General features: G+C 33.0%; 18 protein-coding genes and 1 tRNA gene. 10 read left to right on the top strand and 9 right to left on the bottom strand.

Features of this window, described 5'->3' with window-relative positions:
* The first annotated feature begins 15 nt into the window (after window positions 1-15).
* Genes VP395_RS01680 through VP395_RS01670 form a run of 3 tightly spaced genes read left to right on the top strand, consistent with a single transcriptional unit; the run spans window position 16 to window position 4,126 of the window.
* Window positions 16-1,017: a glycoside hydrolase family 43 protein gene (locus VP395_RS01680; protein WP_346239970.1), complete on the top strand. Its 1,002-nt coding sequence runs from the start codon at window positions 16-18 to the stop codon at window positions 1,015-1,017.
* Window positions 1,018-1,045: 28 nt separating this feature from the next.
* A complete protein-coding gene (locus tag VP395_RS01675; protein WP_346239969.1) occupies window positions 1,046-3,061 on the top strand; it encodes a DUF2264 domain-containing protein in 2,016 nt (671 codons plus the stop codon).
* 60 nt (window positions 3,062-3,121) lie between these two features.
* Window positions 3,122-4,126 (top strand): glycoside hydrolase family 43 protein, encoded by a 1,005-nt coding sequence (locus VP395_RS01670; protein WP_346239968.1) that lies wholly within the window; start codon window positions 3,122-3,124, stop codon window positions 4,124-4,126.
* 17 nt (window positions 4,127-4,143) lie between these two features.
* Here VP395_RS01670 and VP395_RS01665 read toward each other — a convergent pair whose 3' ends face one another.
* Window positions 4,144-5,808: a DUF4955 domain-containing protein gene (locus VP395_RS01665; protein ID WP_346239967.1), complete on the bottom strand. Its 1,665-nt coding sequence runs from the start codon at window positions 5,806-5,808 to the stop codon at window positions 4,144-4,146.
* Between the two features lie 170 nt (window positions 5,809-5,978).
* Window positions 5,979-7,121, bottom strand: coding sequence for a saccharopine dehydrogenase family protein (locus VP395_RS01660; RefSeq protein ID WP_346239966.1), 1,143 nt, complete (start codon window positions 7,119-7,121; stop codon window positions 5,979-5,981).
* Between the two features lie 469 nt (window positions 7,122-7,590).
* Here VP395_RS01660 and VP395_RS01655 point away from each other — a divergent pair, with 469 nt between their 5' ends.
* The 3 genes from VP395_RS01655 (at window position 7,591) to VP395_RS01645 (ending at window position 8,870) form a co-directional block, all read left to right on the top strand.
* Window positions 7,591-7,824, top strand: a complete 234-nt coding sequence (locus VP395_RS01655; RefSeq protein ID WP_346239965.1) for a hypothetical protein — start codon at window positions 7,591-7,593, stop codon at window positions 7,822-7,824.
* A 14-nt stretch (window positions 7,825-7,838) separates the two neighbouring features.
* Window positions 7,839-8,255, top strand: a complete 417-nt coding sequence (locus VP395_RS01650; protein ID WP_346239964.1) for a hypothetical protein — start codon at window positions 7,839-7,841, stop codon at window positions 8,253-8,255.
* A 438-nt stretch (window positions 8,256-8,693) separates the two neighbouring features.
* Entirely contained in the window at window positions 8,694-8,870 is a 177-nt protein-coding gene (locus VP395_RS01645; protein WP_346239963.1) for a hypothetical protein, read from the top strand.
* A gap of 15 nt (window positions 8,871-8,885) precedes the next feature.
* Here VP395_RS01645 and VP395_RS01640 read toward each other — a convergent pair whose 3' ends face one another.
* Both VP395_RS01640 and VP395_RS01635 read right to left on the bottom strand, forming a co-directional pair.
* On the bottom strand, window positions 8,886-9,020 hold the full coding sequence (locus VP395_RS01640) for a hypothetical protein (protein WP_346239962.1): 135 nt from the start codon (window positions 9,018-9,020) through the stop codon (window positions 8,886-8,888).
* A gap of 54 nt (window positions 9,021-9,074) precedes the next feature.
* Window positions 9,075-9,148, bottom strand: a tRNA-Met gene (locus tag VP395_RS01635).
* A gap of 131 nt (window positions 9,149-9,279) precedes the next feature.
* On the opposite strand from VP395_RS01635, the gene VP395_RS01630 reads away from it, so the two are divergent.
* Both VP395_RS01630 and VP395_RS01625 read left to right on the top strand, forming a co-directional pair.
* The gene (locus tag VP395_RS01630) at window positions 9,280-9,669 is read left to right on the top strand and encodes an START-like domain-containing protein (RefSeq protein ID WP_346239961.1); all 390 of its coding nucleotides are present in this window, start codon (window positions 9,280-9,282) and stop codon (window positions 9,667-9,669) included.
* 69 nt (window positions 9,670-9,738) lie between these two features.
* Window positions 9,739-10,581: an aminotransferase class IV gene (locus tag VP395_RS01625; protein WP_346239960.1), complete on the top strand. Its 843-nt coding sequence runs from the start codon at window positions 9,739-9,741 to the stop codon at window positions 10,579-10,581.
* Here the strand turns inward: VP395_RS01625 and VP395_RS01620 are convergent.
* The 5 genes from VP395_RS01620 to VP395_RS01600 form a co-directional block, all read right to left on the bottom strand.
* The gene (locus VP395_RS01620; RefSeq protein ID WP_346239959.1) at window positions 10,578-11,138 is read right to left on the bottom strand and encodes a YqgE/AlgH family protein; all 561 of its coding nucleotides are present in this window, start codon (window positions 11,136-11,138) and stop codon (window positions 10,578-10,580) included. The genes VP395_RS01625 and VP395_RS01620 overlap by 4 nt on opposite strands.
* Before the next feature lie 122 nt (window positions 11,139-11,260).
* Window positions 11,261-11,533, bottom strand: coding sequence for an HU family DNA-binding protein (locus VP395_RS01615; RefSeq protein WP_117178369.1), 273 nt, complete (start codon window positions 11,531-11,533; stop codon window positions 11,261-11,263).
* Between the two features lie 191 nt (window positions 11,534-11,724).
* A complete protein-coding gene (gene fmt / locus VP395_RS01610) occupies window positions 11,725-12,672 on the bottom strand; it encodes a methionyl-tRNA formyltransferase (RefSeq protein ID WP_346239958.1) in 948 nt (315 codons plus the stop codon).
* Window positions 12,673-12,723: 51 nt separating this feature from the next.
* Window positions 12,724-14,628, bottom strand: coding sequence for a RecQ family ATP-dependent DNA helicase (locus VP395_RS01605; protein ID WP_346239957.1), 1,905 nt, complete (start codon window positions 14,626-14,628; stop codon window positions 12,724-12,726).
* A complete protein-coding gene (locus tag VP395_RS01600) occupies window positions 14,629-15,168 on the bottom strand; it encodes an AAA family ATPase (RefSeq protein ID WP_346239956.1) in 540 nt (179 codons plus the stop codon).
* 311 nt (window positions 15,169-15,479) lie between these two features.
* On the opposite strand from VP395_RS01600, the gene VP395_RS01595 reads away from it, so the two are divergent.
* Window positions 15,480-15,773 carry a DUF493 family protein gene (locus tag VP395_RS01595; RefSeq protein WP_346239955.1) on the top strand — a complete coding sequence of 98 codons (294 nt, stop codon included), beginning with the start codon at window positions 15,480-15,482 and terminating at the stop codon, window positions 15,771-15,773.
* Window positions 15,774-15,843: 70 nt separating this feature from the next.
* Window positions 15,844-16,512 carry a DUF4290 domain-containing protein gene (locus VP395_RS01590; protein ID WP_346239954.1) on the top strand — a complete coding sequence of 223 codons (669 nt, stop codon included), beginning with the start codon at window positions 15,844-15,846 and terminating at the stop codon, window positions 16,510-16,512.
* The last annotated feature ends 2 nt before the right edge of the window (window positions 16,513-16,514 follow it).

The following is a 16,514-nucleotide window of genomic DNA, read 5'->3' as shown; positions in this document are numbered from 1 at the left end:
TAAAAAATATAAAGAATGATAGTTAAACCACATCGTTATTTCTCGGTATTTGTCAGCTTTTTGTGGATTACACTTTGCATTGGGCAAAAAGGAAATATTAAAAAGAATATACCTTTAGATTCTATAAGGTTAAGTGACCCCTACATTTTAACAGACATAAAGACGCAAATGTATTATATGACTGGTACTGGTGGAAAACTTTGGAAAAGTAAGGATCTTAAATTTTGGGAAGGCCCTTACGTGGTGGCTAAAACAAACCCAAAATCATGGATGGGAGAAAACCCCATGATTTGGGCAGCAGAACTTCATCAATACAAAAACAAATATTATTATTTCGCCACATTCACCAATAAGAACATAAAGATTGATACGGTTTCAGATAATATAATTGACCGTCGTGCAAGTCATATTTTAGTGAGCAATACACCAGATGGTTCGTATATTCCAATGAAAGATGAGATCTATTTACCAGCAGATAAACCAACTCTTGATGGTACTTTTTGGATAGATACTAATAATAAACCATATATGGTGTATTGTTATGAGTGGTTACAAAATGGTAATGGTACAATTGAAAAAATTGAATTAAAACCCGATTTAAGTGGCTCTGTGGGAGAAGGGAAATTGCTTTTTAAGGCAAGTGATTCGCCATGGAGTAAAGACAAAAATGAAAACGGAAATATTGTAGCTCATAAAGTTACTGATGGTCCTTTTTTATTTCGTACAGGCACTAATCGATTAGGAATGATTTGGACAAGTTGGCAATTTGATATTTATGTACAGGGAGTAGCGTATTCTGAAAGTGGTACGTTAGATGGTCCATGGATTCATGAAAAAGAGCTTATTACACCTGCAAATTTTGGTCATGGTATGTTGTTTAAAACATTTGAAGGAAAAACGCTTATGGCAATTCACAGCCATAAAAAAGTTGCAGAAAGAAACATTAGAATTCCTCATATATTTGAGGTTGATTTATCTGGTGACAAACTAGTTGTTGGAAAAATTCACAAACCTTAATATTTAATAAAAATATAGATTTTTTCATATGAAATGCTTAAAAATATTTATACTACTATCTATATCATGCAGCTTTTCAGTATTTTCTCAACAAAAACAAAATACTGAAGATATTTTTCAAATAGTAAACCCTGATTATAAATTAAGTCCACATACAGGTATGACCAAGCAACACTGGAAAGATGCTGCGATGTATTTGCTTGAAGGCGCGTTTGGATATGTTAACAGTTTAGACGACCCGATGAAATTTCCTAAACAACCCGGAAAGAGTTATCCGCATGATGAAAGTCGTGTTCCTACCGAAAAATTAGAAGGTTTATGTAGAACGTTGTTTGTAGCAGCACCACTTTTAAAAGAGAATCCAGAGTTGGTTATTAACAATATAAAAGTTGCCGATTATTACCGGTATCAAATAGGTAAATTAATAGATTTAATAAGTGAGTCCTATATTGTTCCCAGAGCAAAAAATGGAGGTGCAAATCAAAATTTAGTAGAATTTGGTGCTTTAGCTTTATCGATGTTAATCAATCCAGAAGTGATATGGGAACCATTACCTCAATATCAAAAAGATGCATTGGCTAAAACCATGTTAAGTTATGGTGATGGGCCTACGGTAGATTCTAACTGGAAATTTTTCAACATTTTCGTATTAAGTTTTTTTAAAGATCAGGGCTATACTGTTAATGAAAATTTGTTGGTTGAATATTTAGAAAAATCATTAAAACATTATAGGGGTAATGGTTGGTATAATGATAGTCCTGCATACGATTATTATAGCATGTGGGCATTTCAAATGTATGGCATGATATGGTCTGAATATTTTGGGAATAAATACTACCCAGAAATAGCCTCAAAATTCAAAGAAAATTTCAGTGGTTTAAAAGATAATTACCCATATATGTTTAGCAAAAATGGGGAAATGATAATGTATGGACGAAGCATTAGTTATAGAATAGGATCAATTATCCCGTTTCCATTAATGGGGTTCGAAAACAATTCAAATATAAATTTTGGATGGATGCGTCGAATAGCATCAGGCGTTATTAAGCAATTTTTTACACATCCAGATTTCATAAAAGATAATGTACCAACTTTAGGTTTTTATGGTGTTTTCGAGCCTGCGGTACAAAATTATAGTTGCAGAGGAAGCGTGTATTGGATGGGAAAGGCATTTTTAGGATTGCTTGTTCCAGATAATAACCCTTTTTGGACAGCCAAAGAAAATAATGGAGCATGGGAAAGCGAATTTCAAAAAGATACAGTTTATAATAAATATCAAGGAGATTCAGAAATTTTGATTACTGATTATCCAAACATTGGAGCATCAGAAATACGTGCTTGGTGTCATGAAAAAGTGAAAGACGATTGGCAAAAATTCCGTTCTACCGAAAATTATAATAGGCTATCATATAACAGTGCGTTTCCTTGGCAAGCCGATGGAGAAAACGGCGAAGTAGCCATGAATTATGTGGTTGAAAATAAAAATAATAAGTGGGAAGCATTTAGATTGTACACTTTTAAAAAGTTTGAAAATGGTATTTATTACAGGGATGTTGTTTTAGAAACCGATGAAAATATTAAGTTTAGTTTGGCAGATATGCCTTTATCCAACGGCATTTTAAGAATAGATAAAAAAAATAGTACAAAACCTGTTTCTTTACGGTTAGGACATTATGCGTTGCCAAAATTAGACAAAGAAATCGTTACAATTAAAAGAAAGGTAAAAGGGTACGATGTAACAATTATAGATAACGGCAAATACCAATTGGCCATGGTGCCATTGTTAGGATGGGATAAAGCAGAAATTGTAAAAGCAAAAGGGTTGCATCCAGAAAGTGAGGAAAGTAGTGTGATTAATGTTTCTAGTAATGAAATTTCAAATGGGAAAGAAGCATCTGTGTATGCAATTTTAATGCTTTGGAAAAGGTCTGGAGAAACATGGAAGAAAAATGAATTACTACCAATAAAAAAAATTACAAGTTCAGGTAATGGCACGGTTACTATTAAAATAAAAGGAGGCATAGAAAATAACATCCAATTTTAATGATGGTGCAATAATAGAAAAGCAAGATTTTAAAAAAGGTTGATAAAAACAAAAAAACGTATGAAGTTATTTAGAATTTTTACTGTACTTATAATGGCTATGGTTCATCCATTCCAAAGCTATTCACAACCATTAGAGTTTAATAACCCAATAGCAGAACAACGTGCCGATCCTTGGGTGCATAAAACAGATGATGGCGTATATTATTTAATAGCTACAGTTCCTGAGTATGATCGTATAGTTATACGAAAGGCTACTAGTATAAACGGTTTAAAAGAAGCCAAAGAAAAAGAAGTTTGGCATAAACACAAGCAAGGTACTATGGGGCATCATATTTGGGCACCAGAATTACATAGGATAGATGGGATTTGGTATATATATTTTGCAGCAGGTGAAGCTGAAAATATTTGGAACATAAGAATGTGGGTACTTTCAAATTCATCGGAAGATCCTATGCAAGGAGAATGGATAGAAGAAGGGCAAATAAAAACTCAAAGAGAATCTTTTTCGTTAGATGCAACAACTTTTGTACATAAAGATAAGCGATACCTTATATGGGCACAAAATGTACGGGGTGGAAAACACGGAACTGCTTTAGTATTATCTGAAATGAAAAACCCAACCACACTTGTAGGGCCAGAAGTAATTTTAACAGAACCAGATTTTAGTTGGGAAAAGATGAAATATAATGTGAATGAAGGACCTGCGATGATTATGAAAAACGGAAAAATATTTGTAACTTATTCTGCCAGTGCTACTAACCACAATTATTGTATGGGTTTGTTATGGGTTGATGAAGAAGCAGATTTGTTAGATGCTTCCAATTGGCATAAATCTCCAGGACCTGTTTTTTATACGAATGAAGATTTAAAAAGATATGGTCCCGGTCATAATTCATTTACCACAACTGAAGATGGAAAAACAACCATAATGATATACCATACACGAGACTATAAGGAAATACAGGGTCATGAATTATCAGATAAAAATCGTGCAACTCGCGCCCGTGTTGTAGAGTGGACAGAAAGTGGGTTTCCAGATTTTATGCAAAACACAACCGACTAATATTAAAAAAAAAAAAACTATTCCATACGTTTTTTTAATTGATAGTCATATAATGAAGGAACCTCATCCAAAGATTCATTTATGTTTTCTTTATAAGAATGGGGACCATAATCTATTTTAAAAGTATTATTTCCATTTACACCAACAATGTAAGCATATGGCCCATCGCCCTTCATTCCATCTAAAATTATAGGTTTTTTAGAATCTTGTTTATTTAAAACATGAACATTCAAATTCCAAAAGGTACTATAGGCGCCATGGCTAGGTTTCCAATAGCTAGCACCACCACCTGTAAATAAGGGATAGGTATTATCCTCATTTGGATTAATATGAACTTTAACATTATCAAACAAATTCTGGTGGTTAGCACCCGAATGCTGATCTAGTAAAGGGCTATTAAAAACTTCGCAGTTTTGATATACATTTTTGGTAGATAATGTATTGAAGCTTAAAGAATGAAAAGCTTTATTGTACACCTTTAAGTTTTTAACCAAAACATTATATGAACCCGAAATAGCAACTGTGTAATGAGCCATTTCGGTGCCTTCTGTAACAATATCCTTAATTGTAACATTCGCTATTTCTTCAGATAATATTCCGCTATCGGCATTACTAATTACCACATCTCTAACCCAGCTGTTAAATACGCGTGTTAAATAAATACCATTATAACCCGGTTCTACATGATGTGCAATTCTTGGAGCGTTCGGAAATGTTATTCTTAACTGTTCAATTCCAACCTCATCTAAATGTTTCCATTCTACTAATTGTGCATTATAGCTTGGTTTTATTGAAATAGTTAATGGTGAATTAATTGTGATTTTATTATTTGTAATTTTTGTTATTTCAACTTGTTGTTTTACAATTGCCATATCTGGAAATTCCCAGTGATGTGAGCCAATTTTTACGTTACTATTTTTATACAAATCCTGTATCATACTTCCTTTCTCTCCTTCGGTATTAAAAAGCTCTAATTGCACTATATCCCCAACTTTAAGTCCGTTTATATTTGAAACAGTCATAACATGTTCTCCTCTATTACCTTGCTTTACTTTTGCTAAAACTCGCGAGGGTTGGTCATATTTTCTTAAATAGGACTTAACACGTTCACCAGGAACTTGAGTCCAAATCATACCACCAGACCAGGTATATTGTGAAAAAGGCAAATCGATATTGTTGTTTTTTTGAATTTCCCGTTTATCAAACTCAATTAAATATTCCCTTAATTCTTTTAATTGTTCTGGGTTATCTAAATACATCATTGGGCGTGGACAAAAAATTTCAGTACCAGCATTACCAACACCGCTTCCTCTTAACACAAAATGGCTTCGTTTAATATATAAAATATCACTTAAAATTAATTTGCCAGCGGGTAGTTGCAATACCACATTCCCTTTTATATCATTAGTAGCTTCAATAGCATTTATTAAAGCTTTTGAATCGTCTAGTCCATCATTAGGAATAGCACCATAATCGATAGCTAAAATGATATGGGCATCCTTATTTAGTATTTGTAATTCACCGTTATGATATCCTGCAAAACTATAATCTGGTAAATAGTTCTGTTTAATTGTTGCTTTATCTCCAATAATTTTGGGTAAAGCCTGTGATAGTACATTAGTATTAGAAATAATAGAAAAGCTTAAAGCAAGTAATAAAAAACGGATTATGGTAGTTTTCATGGCATTTTTAGGTAATTATAATATTAATAAAAATAGTAATTTCTTTGATCTAGACACGAAAAACGATTTAGCAAAGACTAAACGGCAATATAATTAAACAACTCATTTAATTTATTTTCTAATACATCCTTTTAGGTATAATTATTTACAGGCTGTTTTCTTATGGCTTACTAAACCTTCCCATAAATAGGTGCTACAAACGCTCCATTTAAAAAAGTCTTGGCATTTAGTTGACTTTGGAGTAGAATGCCTTGTGGTTTTGTTTCCAATAGCCATTGAATAGCTTGTACTAATGGGGCGGCGGTTGTTGTTTGAATAGCTCGAAGTTTATGTTTTCCAACTTGTTTTGGCAGAATATGTTTGGCAATTTCCTGTCTGCGTGCTATACCATTAGTGTCTTTACCTTCTACAGCTGCATAGATTACAACTTGGTCGTCTTCGATATGTGGAATTTCATCTCGCATAATTTTTTGTAAACCAGAAATGGGGTCTTTGGTATTATTTAAACCTTTTAACTGTTTTTCGACCCAACCATAATGGCCTTGGTGCCGTAGTGTTTTATAATCCAAATGTTGAACTTTGCCACTTAGGGCATCAGGAAGATCTGCTGCTCCACCAGAGGTAAGGTCTTCTTCATAGGTAATCCCATTAATTATAATAAGGGCTCTTTCGGATAGAGCAGAAAGCTTTGTTTTTTTAAAATCACGAATAGCGATGCAGTCCCTTAAATATTCAGTTGCCACACCAACAGGACTCCAAGTAAAACCATAAAAATGTGGAGCTACAGCATGATTGGTTAGTGCGCCTACTTTAAATTCCAGCGTTTTTACCTGTTCAACCTCATGTTGCTTGCAAAATTCCTGAAACATAAAATTAGCCAGTAGATTAATGTAACCAGGAGCTAAGCCTGTTTGCAGAACGAACCCTGTTTTGGCGTTTTTAGCCATTTCTATTATTTGGTTTGTTTCTGAGACATATTCAGTAAGGTTTGCATAATAGAGTTTATTATTTTTTGCATGTCTCGCCATGATTGGAGCTAAACTACCAGGTAGGCAATCAAGTAGGCCATCCCCATTTTTTAAAATGGAAGTGACTTCGTTGGTAATATTTGATGGATCTAGATGGAAAGCAATTACATTACAAGGTTTGGTAGTGCCATTCATAATCCAATTTGCCACTTTTTGAGCTTTTGAAAGGGTGCGATTCCCAATATAGATTGTAGGTGTTACTGAACTCCATTCAGCCAAAATGAGTCCAGCTGCTTCTGCAATTCCCCCAGCACCAGCAATAATAATGTTATAGTGACTTTTCATAATAACTTATTCATAAATATGCGTACACCAATTTAAGTAAAAATTTGAAAGGTTTGCTGTAACGTTTGGGGACTTTATCTTTTTTTTTTACAAATAATGGTTTTTTGTTAAGTGGAATGGGTTACAAACGAAAACCTTTGGAAACGTATAGAAAAACAACGCTACAAAGATTAAAGTTAACCCATAAGAGCTTTTTAAATAGTGAAAATGGTTCAAAAACTTTAATTAAGAATAGAACTCAATGATTAGGTTTTTACATTGAACATGTCCAATTCAAAATTTTAATATCTGAGTGGTATTAGGAATTGTTTTAATTGAAATCCTGCTTTTTTTAAAAGCAGAAAATATTGTCCATAGAATAACAATCTACAACTGGTAATAAATGGAGAAATTTTACATCCTGAAGATTAAATATGAAGACAATAATTAATATTTATTTTAACTAAAAATTAGTTGTTAATTTGGAGGGATGAAAGACATAAATCATCATTCCTCTTTTTTTTTATTCTTAGCTTTAACTATTTTTGGTTGGAATAGGGTAAAGGCTCAAAAAGCGACAGATAGCTTAAGTTGTTATCATGAACTAAGTGAAGACACCTCCCAAAATCACAAACAAAACTTAAAGTATACCAGTAAATTGCTTGATCTAGCAATAAAACAACAACAACACTTACTATATATTAAACTGCAAAAAACGGGTTAGATAGAAAGAGCTATTTGTATTCAAAAACAGGAGATTTCAAGAATGCCATTTCAACAGCAAAAATACTTTTAACGGAAAGTCAAAAAACCAAGGACTCTATTAAACTGCTATCGGCTTATAGAAAGCTGGCCGATTATAGCAGACTTAGTGAAGGCTTATTAAATGCTATTACGTATTACCAAGAACATAAAGCACTGAATTTAAAATTCAAGGATTCCTTAGAAATTATTAGGGATTTAAGGTTTATGTCGAGCATTCAATATAATTTGGATCTATTACATGAAAGTGAAGCCACCGCAGTTGAAGCGATTACAATTGTGGACGCTCTAAAAGAATCGGAACAAACACTTGATGCCAAAATTGGGCTGTATAACCATTTGGAAATCATTTATAACGAATTGGGTAATTATTGTAATCTACCAAAAGGCTGAGTTATGTCAATATCATCCATAACAACAAAGCGAATACATTTAAAAAAGCTACACGCTGGCTTAAAAATAGTTTCAAATAGTTTATGGGAATAGCCTAAAAATAAAGAACACCTTGCAACTAGCTAGAGCGTTAAATATCCTTGGTTTTGTAGAAGGGAAATTGAAATTACCGGAAGCTTTGCCTAACCTGTTAGAAGCTTTAGAGTTTAGAAAACAAAAAACGATATACAAGGATTATACTCAAGTTATATAGCATTAGCAGAATACTACAAAGACAGAAACGACATTTAAAATCTAAAAAAATATGCACAGCTAGCTTATGCCATTAGTTTAAAAACCAATAATTCTCTGGAACGCTTAGAAGCACTTTCTTTTCTTATAGAGATTGAAGGCAATAGAAATATTAAGGAATATAAATTTCTTTCTGATAGTATTGCAATGGCAAAACAAATCAATGAAAACAAGTATTCATTTGTTAAGTATAATTATTTTAAAAAGGAAAGAGAAGCGCAGGATATTGAATTAAAATTTAGGGATAGTGAGTTAAAAGCAGAAAAAGAAAAGTTGAATAAAATCATTTATCAATCCATAGTCGTTATTGGTTTTAGGATCTAAACAAGAAAAATACACCTACCAGCATTTACTTAAATCGCCGTCGGCATCATAGATCTTGGGTTTTGAAAAAAGGGGCTTGTGTTCCAAATCGTGTTCTAAATCGTGTTCATTTTGAACGTCTAAGATAATTAATTCATGAATATCATGCATAAAAAAACGGTTTAGAGTGAACTAAACCGTTGTTTTTGAACTGATTTTGATTTGTAGCGAGAGGGGGGCACGATCCCCCGACCTCCGGGTTATGAATCCGACGCTCTAACCAACTGAGCTACCTCGCCTAATTTAAGGCTGCAAATATAAAAACAATATTATTGTCTGCAAACATTACTTAAGTAAATTATTATTAAAAATAATTACGGTACTTATTAATTAATGTATATATTGGGAACTTAAAATTTTCACAGTACATATGGACGAAAAAATTAAATTTGAAATTGAATTTACTATACAAGCTTCACCTCAATTAATCTATCAATATATATCAACACCTTCTGGTTTATCGGAGTGGTTTTCTGATAATGTGAATTCTAGAGGTGAGTTATTTACTTTTATTTGGGACGATAGCGAAGAAAAGGCAAAATTGATAAGTAAAAAAACAGGCGAGCGCATTAAATTTAGATGGCTAACTGACGAGGAAGACTTAACCTCTTATTTTGAAATTAAAATTCAAGTGGATGAAATAACCAAAGATGTATCGTTAATAGTAACCGATTTTGCTGAAGAAGACGAAGTTGAAGAGTCTAAAATGCTATGGGAAAACCAAATTTCTAGTTTAAAACAAGTATTAGGTTCGGCTTAATTCTAAAAATAATTAATTTAAATTATATTTGTCCCGTTTACAAAATTAAAGTGAACGGGATTTTTTTTTATGACTAATTTTAACGGAACTATTACTGCGGAAGAACAATTATTATCTATTCAAAATAGAGGGTATGCCTATGGCGATGCGCTTTTTGAAACTATAAAAACATCTCATGGAAAATTGTTATTTTGGGAAGACCATTATTTCAGGCTCATGGCTTCGATGCGTATTATGCGTATGGAGATTCCCATGAATTTTACCATGGAATTTCTTGAAGATCAAATTATAAACACAATAAAAGAAGCGAATTTAGAAACTGCTTCGGCAAGAGTTAAATTGTTAGTTCATAGAAATGAAGGTGGTTTGTATTTACCAAACACCAACGATATTAGTTTTATAATTTCAGTAAAACAGATTGAAGACGATTTTTATGTGTTTCAAAATGGGTTTTATGAAGTAGATTTGTTTAAAGATTATTATGTGTCACCAAGCTTATTATCTACCCTAAAGACCAATAATAAAGCCCTTAATGTGGTGGGAAGTATTTATGCTGAAGAAAATAAGTTGAATAATTGTTTTGTTTTGAACACTAACAAACATGTTATTGAGGCACTTAATGGTAATATTTTTGTTGTAAAAGGTAATGTTATTAAAACACCACCTGTTAGTGATGGTTGTTTAAAAGGCGTTATGCGCAAACAGATTATTGAGGTTTTAAAAACCGTTTCAGAATATGAATTGGTTGAAGAATCGGTTTCACCCTTCGAACTTCAAAAAGCCGATGAAATTTTTATAACCAATGTCATTGTAGGGATTCAACCAATAACAAAATACCGTAAAAAATTATTTAACACAGAAGTATCAAAAACAATTCTTGAAAAATTAAATGTGAAATTACGCTTAAGTTAATTATAGTTAGGGTTTTCGGGTGCGTTGCTCCAAATACTGTACTCATCTCCAAACTCTAACATTTTTTCTTTCCAAAACGTTTCGTAATTTTTTTCAATGATACCGTTTTTATAAACATTCTCAGTAACTACCCAGGAATTAGATTTTAATTCGTTTTCAAGTTGATTCGCATTCCATCCTGAATATCCCAAAAAGAATTTAATATCGTTTTCACTAATAATTTTTTTTGCAATAAGTTCTGCAACATTATTAAAATCGCCTCCCCAATAAATACCTAAAGAAATTTCAATACTATTAGGTATTAAGTGCGGAATTTTATGAATGAAATATAGATTATCTTGTTCTACGGGGCCTCCGTTATAAACCTTAAAAGTAGCTTCTACTTCAGGAACCAAATCGTTAATGGTATAATCCAAGGGTTTATTTAAAATAAAACCAATAGAGCCTTCAGAAGAATGGTCTGCTAATAAAATAATGGATCTGTTAAAAGAAACATCGCCAAATATGGTAGGTTCGGCGATTAACAAATTACCTTTTTTGGGTGTTGTTGTTACCATACAATTGAGGAATTAGTAACTAAATCTAATATTTATTTATTAAAAAAGCAACTGTTTTAATGAAATATAAAAAAAATGCCTTCAAATTTTGAAGGCATTTTTTTTATAAAAGACGTAAGTAATTAGTTTACAGCGTTTGATAAATCTGCTCCAGCTTTAAACTTTACAACTTTTTTAGCTTTAATTTTGATAGTAGCTCCAGTTTGTGGGTTTCTACCTTCTCTTGCAGCTCTTTTAGAAACTGACCAAGATCCAAATCCTACTAAAGAAACGCGGTTGCCTTTTTGTAAAGCGCCTTCAATTTCAATAAGTGCACATTCTAATGCTTTTTTTGCAGCAGCTTTAGTAATTCCAGCATGTTCTGCCATTGCATCGATTAAATCTGTTTTGTTCATAATGTAATATTTTAAATATTAATAAATTGGTTAAACATTTTGTTAAATCCTATTACAAATTTATACGGATTATACAATCACGCAAGCAATAGCGTAGGAAATACGTAGTATTGTTGATAAATTAGGAATTTTGTTAATAAAGAACATGTGTTTTATCGGTGAAATTAGGTTATATCTATAACAACGGGGGTTTAGCACATTTTTGCATTTATTTCAAAAGCATAACCGTTTAAAAGGGATTTTACATCCATAGCACGTTTACCAGGAAGTTTAATTTCCTTAATAATAATGTAACCATTTGATACAGCAACCTTTAATTCCTTTTTTGTTGAAATTGTGGTTCCAATGCTGTGGCTATGTGATGTGGACTCTTTGTCTGCAGCGTAAATTTTTATATCTAATGAATCGTTTCCATTTACTAAAGTACACCAAGCGGCAGGGTAAGGGCTTAAACCACGAATTAAGTTGTAAATGTTTTCTAAAGAATCGTTCCAATCAATTTTACAGTTATCCCTATCTAGTTTGTAAGCGGTTTTAATATCGGTCGATTCGGTTTGAGGAATGGTTTTAATCGAACCTTGCTGTATTAATTTCACGGTTTTTAAAACCAACTGGCTTCCTATATTCATTAATTTATCGTGTAGAATACCTGCGTTTTCTTCTGGGTTTATATCAATAGACTCTTGAAGAATCATATCGCCAGTATCAATTTTTTCATCAATAAAAAAGGTTGAAACACCAGTTTTTGTTTCACCATTAATTATCGCCCAATTAATGGGGGCTGCCCCACGGTAATTCGGTAATAAAGAAGCATGTAAGTTAAATGTGCCATATTTGGGCATTTGCCAAACAATTTTTGGTAACATTCTAAAAGCCACAATAATTTGTAAATTGGCTTTTAAAGCTTTTAATTCACTTATAAAACCATCATTTTTTAAATTGGTAGGCTGTAAAACATTCAAGTTTTGCGATACAGCGTACTGTTTTACGGCACTTTCATTAAGTTTTTGTCCGCGCCCTGCAGGTTTATCGGGTGCTGTAATAACACCCACAATACTATATTGGTTTTCTACTAAAGTTTTTAAAGTGGTTACGGCAAAATCTGGCGTTCCCATAAATACAATTCTTAAATCTTTCATCGGTTGATGTTTCTTAATTTTAATTGACCATTTGCAATTAGAGTGCTTATTTTATAAATGGCTTAATTTATACGTGTTTGTAGGTGTTATAGATATAATATCGTGTTCTAAAAGTAATTTTAAAACGATTTTCAATTCGGTTTCACTACAATTTAAGGCAGCAATCATGTTTCTTGATGATTGGTGGCCTGTTTCAAGTAACTCTATAACACGTTTTTTAATAGCATGACTGTCCTGTGGTTTTGGCGTTTTTTTAGTGCCTGTACAAACAGAACAGATCCCACAATGTTTGGCATCTTGCTCGCCAAAATAGGAGAGTAGTTGTATGCTTTTACAGACCGATTCGTTTTCAACGTACGCAAGCATTGCTTTTACTTGAAATTGTTTTAATTCGTTTTGTTGTTCTATAATAGATGCAATGCGGTTGATGGTTTTGTCATCTTCACGTGGTTCAATAAAAGTAACTTGGGCATCGGTTTTTGCTAGATGTAAGTTTATGACTTCATCACTCTCTAATTTTTGAAGTACCTGTGTTACTACACTTTCTGTTGTAGAAGCTTTTTCAGCAACTTTAACTAAGTCAATTTTGCTGTTATGGTCAAAAATACCACCATACATTCGAAGCATCGATTTTACTATTACATTAAAATTAGTATGATTTTCTAAATAACTAAAAAGTGTAGCGCTTGATATGATAAATTGCACCGATACTTTGTTTTTAAATTGTTTTGATAAGGTTATGACGCTATTTCTATCCAATAAAAGTAGTGCATTATATGCTAAAACGGTACTAAAACTATATGTTTTGCAGAAGGAATTAAAATCGAAATCAAAAGTTTCATATTCGCCTTCTCCATACGATATTTGAAAATAGCTGCATAGTTTTCTATACACTTGTTTTACAAAATCGACTGATGGAAGCACGCTTAAAAACTGGTTTTTCACCAAAACCTCGTCGCTATTATTTTTTAAAATAACAGCGAAAGCCTTATCACCATTACGCCCAACACGACCCGCTTCTTGAAAATAACTTTCAATACTTTCGGGTAAATTTAAATGGATGACGGTTTTTACATCGGGTTTGTCAATGCCCATTCCAAAAGCGTTGGTGGCCACCATAACCTGTTTTTGGTTTTGCAGCCAAAGCGTCATATTTGTGTCTTTTTCTGTGTTGGTTAAACCGCCATGGTAATAAGTTGCCGATATTTTTTTTGAGTTTAAGAAAGTACTAACATCCAAGGTGGATTTTCTGTTTCGAACGTAAATAATAGACGATTCTTTGTATTTTTTTAAAATGGTTTCAATGCGATAGTATTTGTCGTTTTCATGATACACCATATAGCCCAAATTGGGTCTGGCAAACGATTGTTTAAATATTTTAGGTTGAATAAAATCGAGTTCTTTAATAATATCATCCACTACTTTAGGAGTTGCCGATGCTGTTAAAGCCACCACATTAACGGTAGGTTGTAATTGACGTAGTTGCGTAATATTTTTATATGCCGGTCTAAAATCGCTACCCCATTGTGAAATACAATGTACCTCATCAACAGCAATTAAATTTACGTTCATTTGTTTGATGCGCTCTTGCACAAGTTCTTGCTGCAAACGTTCGGGCGAGAGGTATAAAAACTTGTAATTACCATAAATACAATTATCTAAAAGGGTATCTAATTGGCTGTAGGTAATGCCGCTGGTAAGTGCCATGGCTTTGATGCCTCTATCATTGAGTTGCTGTACTTGATCTTTCATCAAAGCGATTAATGGTGAAATAACTACACAAATACCTTCTTTTGCTAATGCAGGAATTTGAAAACATAAAGATTTTCCGCCGCCAGTGGGTAGCAGTACAAACGTATCTTCCCCATCAATAACGGCATTTATAATGGCTTCTTGTTCGGGACGGAATTCGGTAAAATTCCAATAACGTTCTAGTATGTTTATGGGTTGTTCCATTTATAGCTGTAACACTTTTAAAATGTAATCGGTTCGGTTTTCTACAGTCCCAAATGGGACGTCAATTAAATTGTAATTGAATTGTTGGTAGGTGTTGAGTAACTGTTTGTGTATTTCTAAAGCTTGCTCAAAACTTTCGTAACGTTCGTTGTCGCTGGTATAAATAGTTTCCCAAGGTTTTAAAATGAAAACGGTATCGTACAACGCTTTTTTGCAGGTGTCTACAAATGATTGTGGATAGGTGTTTCCAATATAATTCATATATGCCAGTACATCGGGGAGTCCTCTATCAAAAAAAATAGTTTTTGATTGTAATTTGTTGGCGGCTTCAAACTGTTGCTGCCTGCCTTTTAATAGCAGCTTGCTAAATAAAAGCGGGTTGGTTAAAAACAACTGGTCTATACCTTCTTTTTTGGCATCTAAGGTTACTTGACGCGAAATTTCTTCAAGGCAAGTGAAACCTCTTTTTGTTAATTCATTAATTAAAGTCGATTTTCCTGTACCAGGGCCACCTGTTATTACAATCTTTCTTGTGTTCAAAAGTGAAAATTTAAACTGTAAAATTAACAATTAACAATTGATAATTAACAATTAAAAACGGATAAAGTAGGATTAATGGATGCAATAACCGTGACTTGGAATGTGACTAGCGGTGATGGGTTAAGGATTGCTGTAGAAAGCCCATGCGACCCCGAAACGTCGTGGGAGCGAGAACTTGTGGCCCTTCGTATGCGCTCAGGGTAAACTACAAGCCCGACCCGACGGCAGGAGGGAAATGCCCTGATTTTAATTGTGTATTATTTTTTATAATTTACTTTACTAAATGTATATTTGCAGTATATAAAAATACTATGAGTACACCCCAAAATTCGGATGAATTTTACGAAAAGTTAAGAACGCAGTTATACGATACTGCTAGTTGGCCTTCGGAATATTTATATAAGTTTATTATTAAATCGGATGCTTCTAAAATTGTAATGGTTGAATCTATATTTGATAATATGGGGGCAGTAATACAAACTACCGAGTCTAAAAACGGTAAATACACAAGTATTTCTATAAATGTTTTATTGAAAAACCCCGAGGTTGTTATAGAAAAGTACAAAGAAGTAGCAGAAAAAGTAGAAGGAGTAATAAGTCTTTAGTTTTTTTTTGTATTTTGCACAAGCATAACAACTACATGCAGTAAACCCATAACTCTACACCACATTTATTTTGACAATAGACGAATTAGAATACAACACAGAGCGTGAACATTTAATCATACCCGAATACGGTCGCCACATGCAAAAAATGATTAATCACGCTAAAACCTTAGAAACAAAAGAAGAACGCAATAAAGTAGCTAAAGGTATTATTGCGGTAATGGGAAATATGCAGCCGCATTTAAGAGATGTTCCTGATTTCCAGCATAAGCTTTGGGACCAGCTTTTTATCATGTCTAATTTCGAATTGGATGTTGATTCTGATTATGAAAAACCAACGAAAGAACTTCTTGAGGAACGCCCAGAGCCTTTAAAGTACCCACAAAATTTTCCTAAATATCGTTTTTATGGAAACAATATTAAAACGATGATTGATGTTGCTAATACATGGGAAGATGGCGACCATAAAGAAGCTTTAACTTATACCATTGCCAACCACATGAAGAAGTGTTTTTTAAATTGGAATAAAGACACTGTTGAAGATGACGTTATTTATGATCATTTATTCGAGCTTTCTGGAGGTAGAATAAACTTGAAAAATTCGGAAGAAGATTTATCAGACGCTACGAGTTTAATGCGTAGCAAAACAAAATTTTCAAGTAGCAGTAGTAATACTAGTAACAAAAAAGGAGGGCATCATAAAAAAAACACCTCTAATTATAAAAGAAAACGCTTCTAAAC

It is taken from the genome of Mariniflexile soesokkakense, from assembly GCF_039650365.1.
In the GTDB taxonomy this organism is placed as follows: Bacteria; Bacteroidota; Bacteroidia; order Flavobacteriales; family Flavobacteriaceae; genus Mariniflexile; species Mariniflexile soesokkakense.
The sequence above is the reverse complement of the archived record's forward strand: the minus strand, read 5'-3'. Positions and strand labels throughout refer to the sequence as shown.

Excerpts from the sequence above, each read along its gene's own strand:
- VP395_RS01680 (WP_346239970.1), top strand. The coding sequence starts at position 16 with ATGATAGTTAAACCACATCGTTATTTCTCGGTATTTGTCAGCTTTTTG.
- VP395_RS01675 (WP_346239969.1), top strand. The coding sequence starts at position 1,046 with ATGAAATGCTTAAAAATATTTATACTACTATCTATATCATGCAGCTTT.
- VP395_RS01670 (WP_346239968.1), top strand. The coding sequence starts at position 3,122 with ATGAAGTTATTTAGAATTTTTACTGTACTTATAATGGCTATGGTTCAT.
- VP395_RS01665 (WP_346239967.1), bottom strand. The coding sequence starts at position 5,808 with ATGAAAACTACCATAATCCGTTTTTTATTACTTGCTTTAAGCTTTTCT.
- VP395_RS01660 (WP_346239966.1), bottom strand. The coding sequence starts at position 7,121 with ATGAAAAGTCACTATAACATTATTATTGCTGGTGCTGGGGGAATTGCA.
- VP395_RS01655 (WP_346239965.1), top strand. The coding sequence starts at position 7,591 with ATGAAAGACATAAATCATCATTCCTCTTTTTTTTTATTCTTAGCTTTA.
- VP395_RS01645 (WP_346239963.1), top strand. The coding sequence starts at position 8,694 with ATGGCAAAACAAATCAATGAAAACAAGTATTCATTTGTTAAGTATAAT.
- VP395_RS01640 (WP_346239962.1), bottom strand. The coding sequence starts at position 9,020 with ATGCATGATATTCATGAATTAATTATCTTAGACGTTCAAAATGAACAC.
- VP395_RS01630 (WP_346239961.1), top strand. The coding sequence starts at position 9,280 with ATGGACGAAAAAATTAAATTTGAAATTGAATTTACTATACAAGCTTCA.
- VP395_RS01625 (WP_346239960.1), top strand. The coding sequence starts at position 9,739 with ATGACTAATTTTAACGGAACTATTACTGCGGAAGAACAATTATTATCT.
- VP395_RS01620 (WP_346239959.1), bottom strand. The coding sequence starts at position 11,138 with ATGGTAACAACAACACCCAAAAAAGGTAATTTGTTAATCGCCGAACCT.
- VP395_RS01615 (WP_117178369.1), bottom strand. The coding sequence starts at position 11,533 with ATGAACAAAACAGATTTAATCGATGCAATGGCAGAACATGCTGGAATT.
- fmt (WP_346239958.1), bottom strand. The coding sequence starts at position 12,672 with ATGAAAGATTTAAGAATTGTATTTATGGGAACGCCAGATTTTGCCGTA.
- VP395_RS01605 (WP_346239957.1), bottom strand. The coding sequence starts at position 14,628 with ATGGAACAACCCATAAACATACTAGAACGTTATTGGAATTTTACCGAA.
- VP395_RS01595 (WP_346239955.1), top strand. The coding sequence starts at position 15,480 with ATGAGTACACCCCAAAATTCGGATGAATTTTACGAAAAGTTAAGAACG.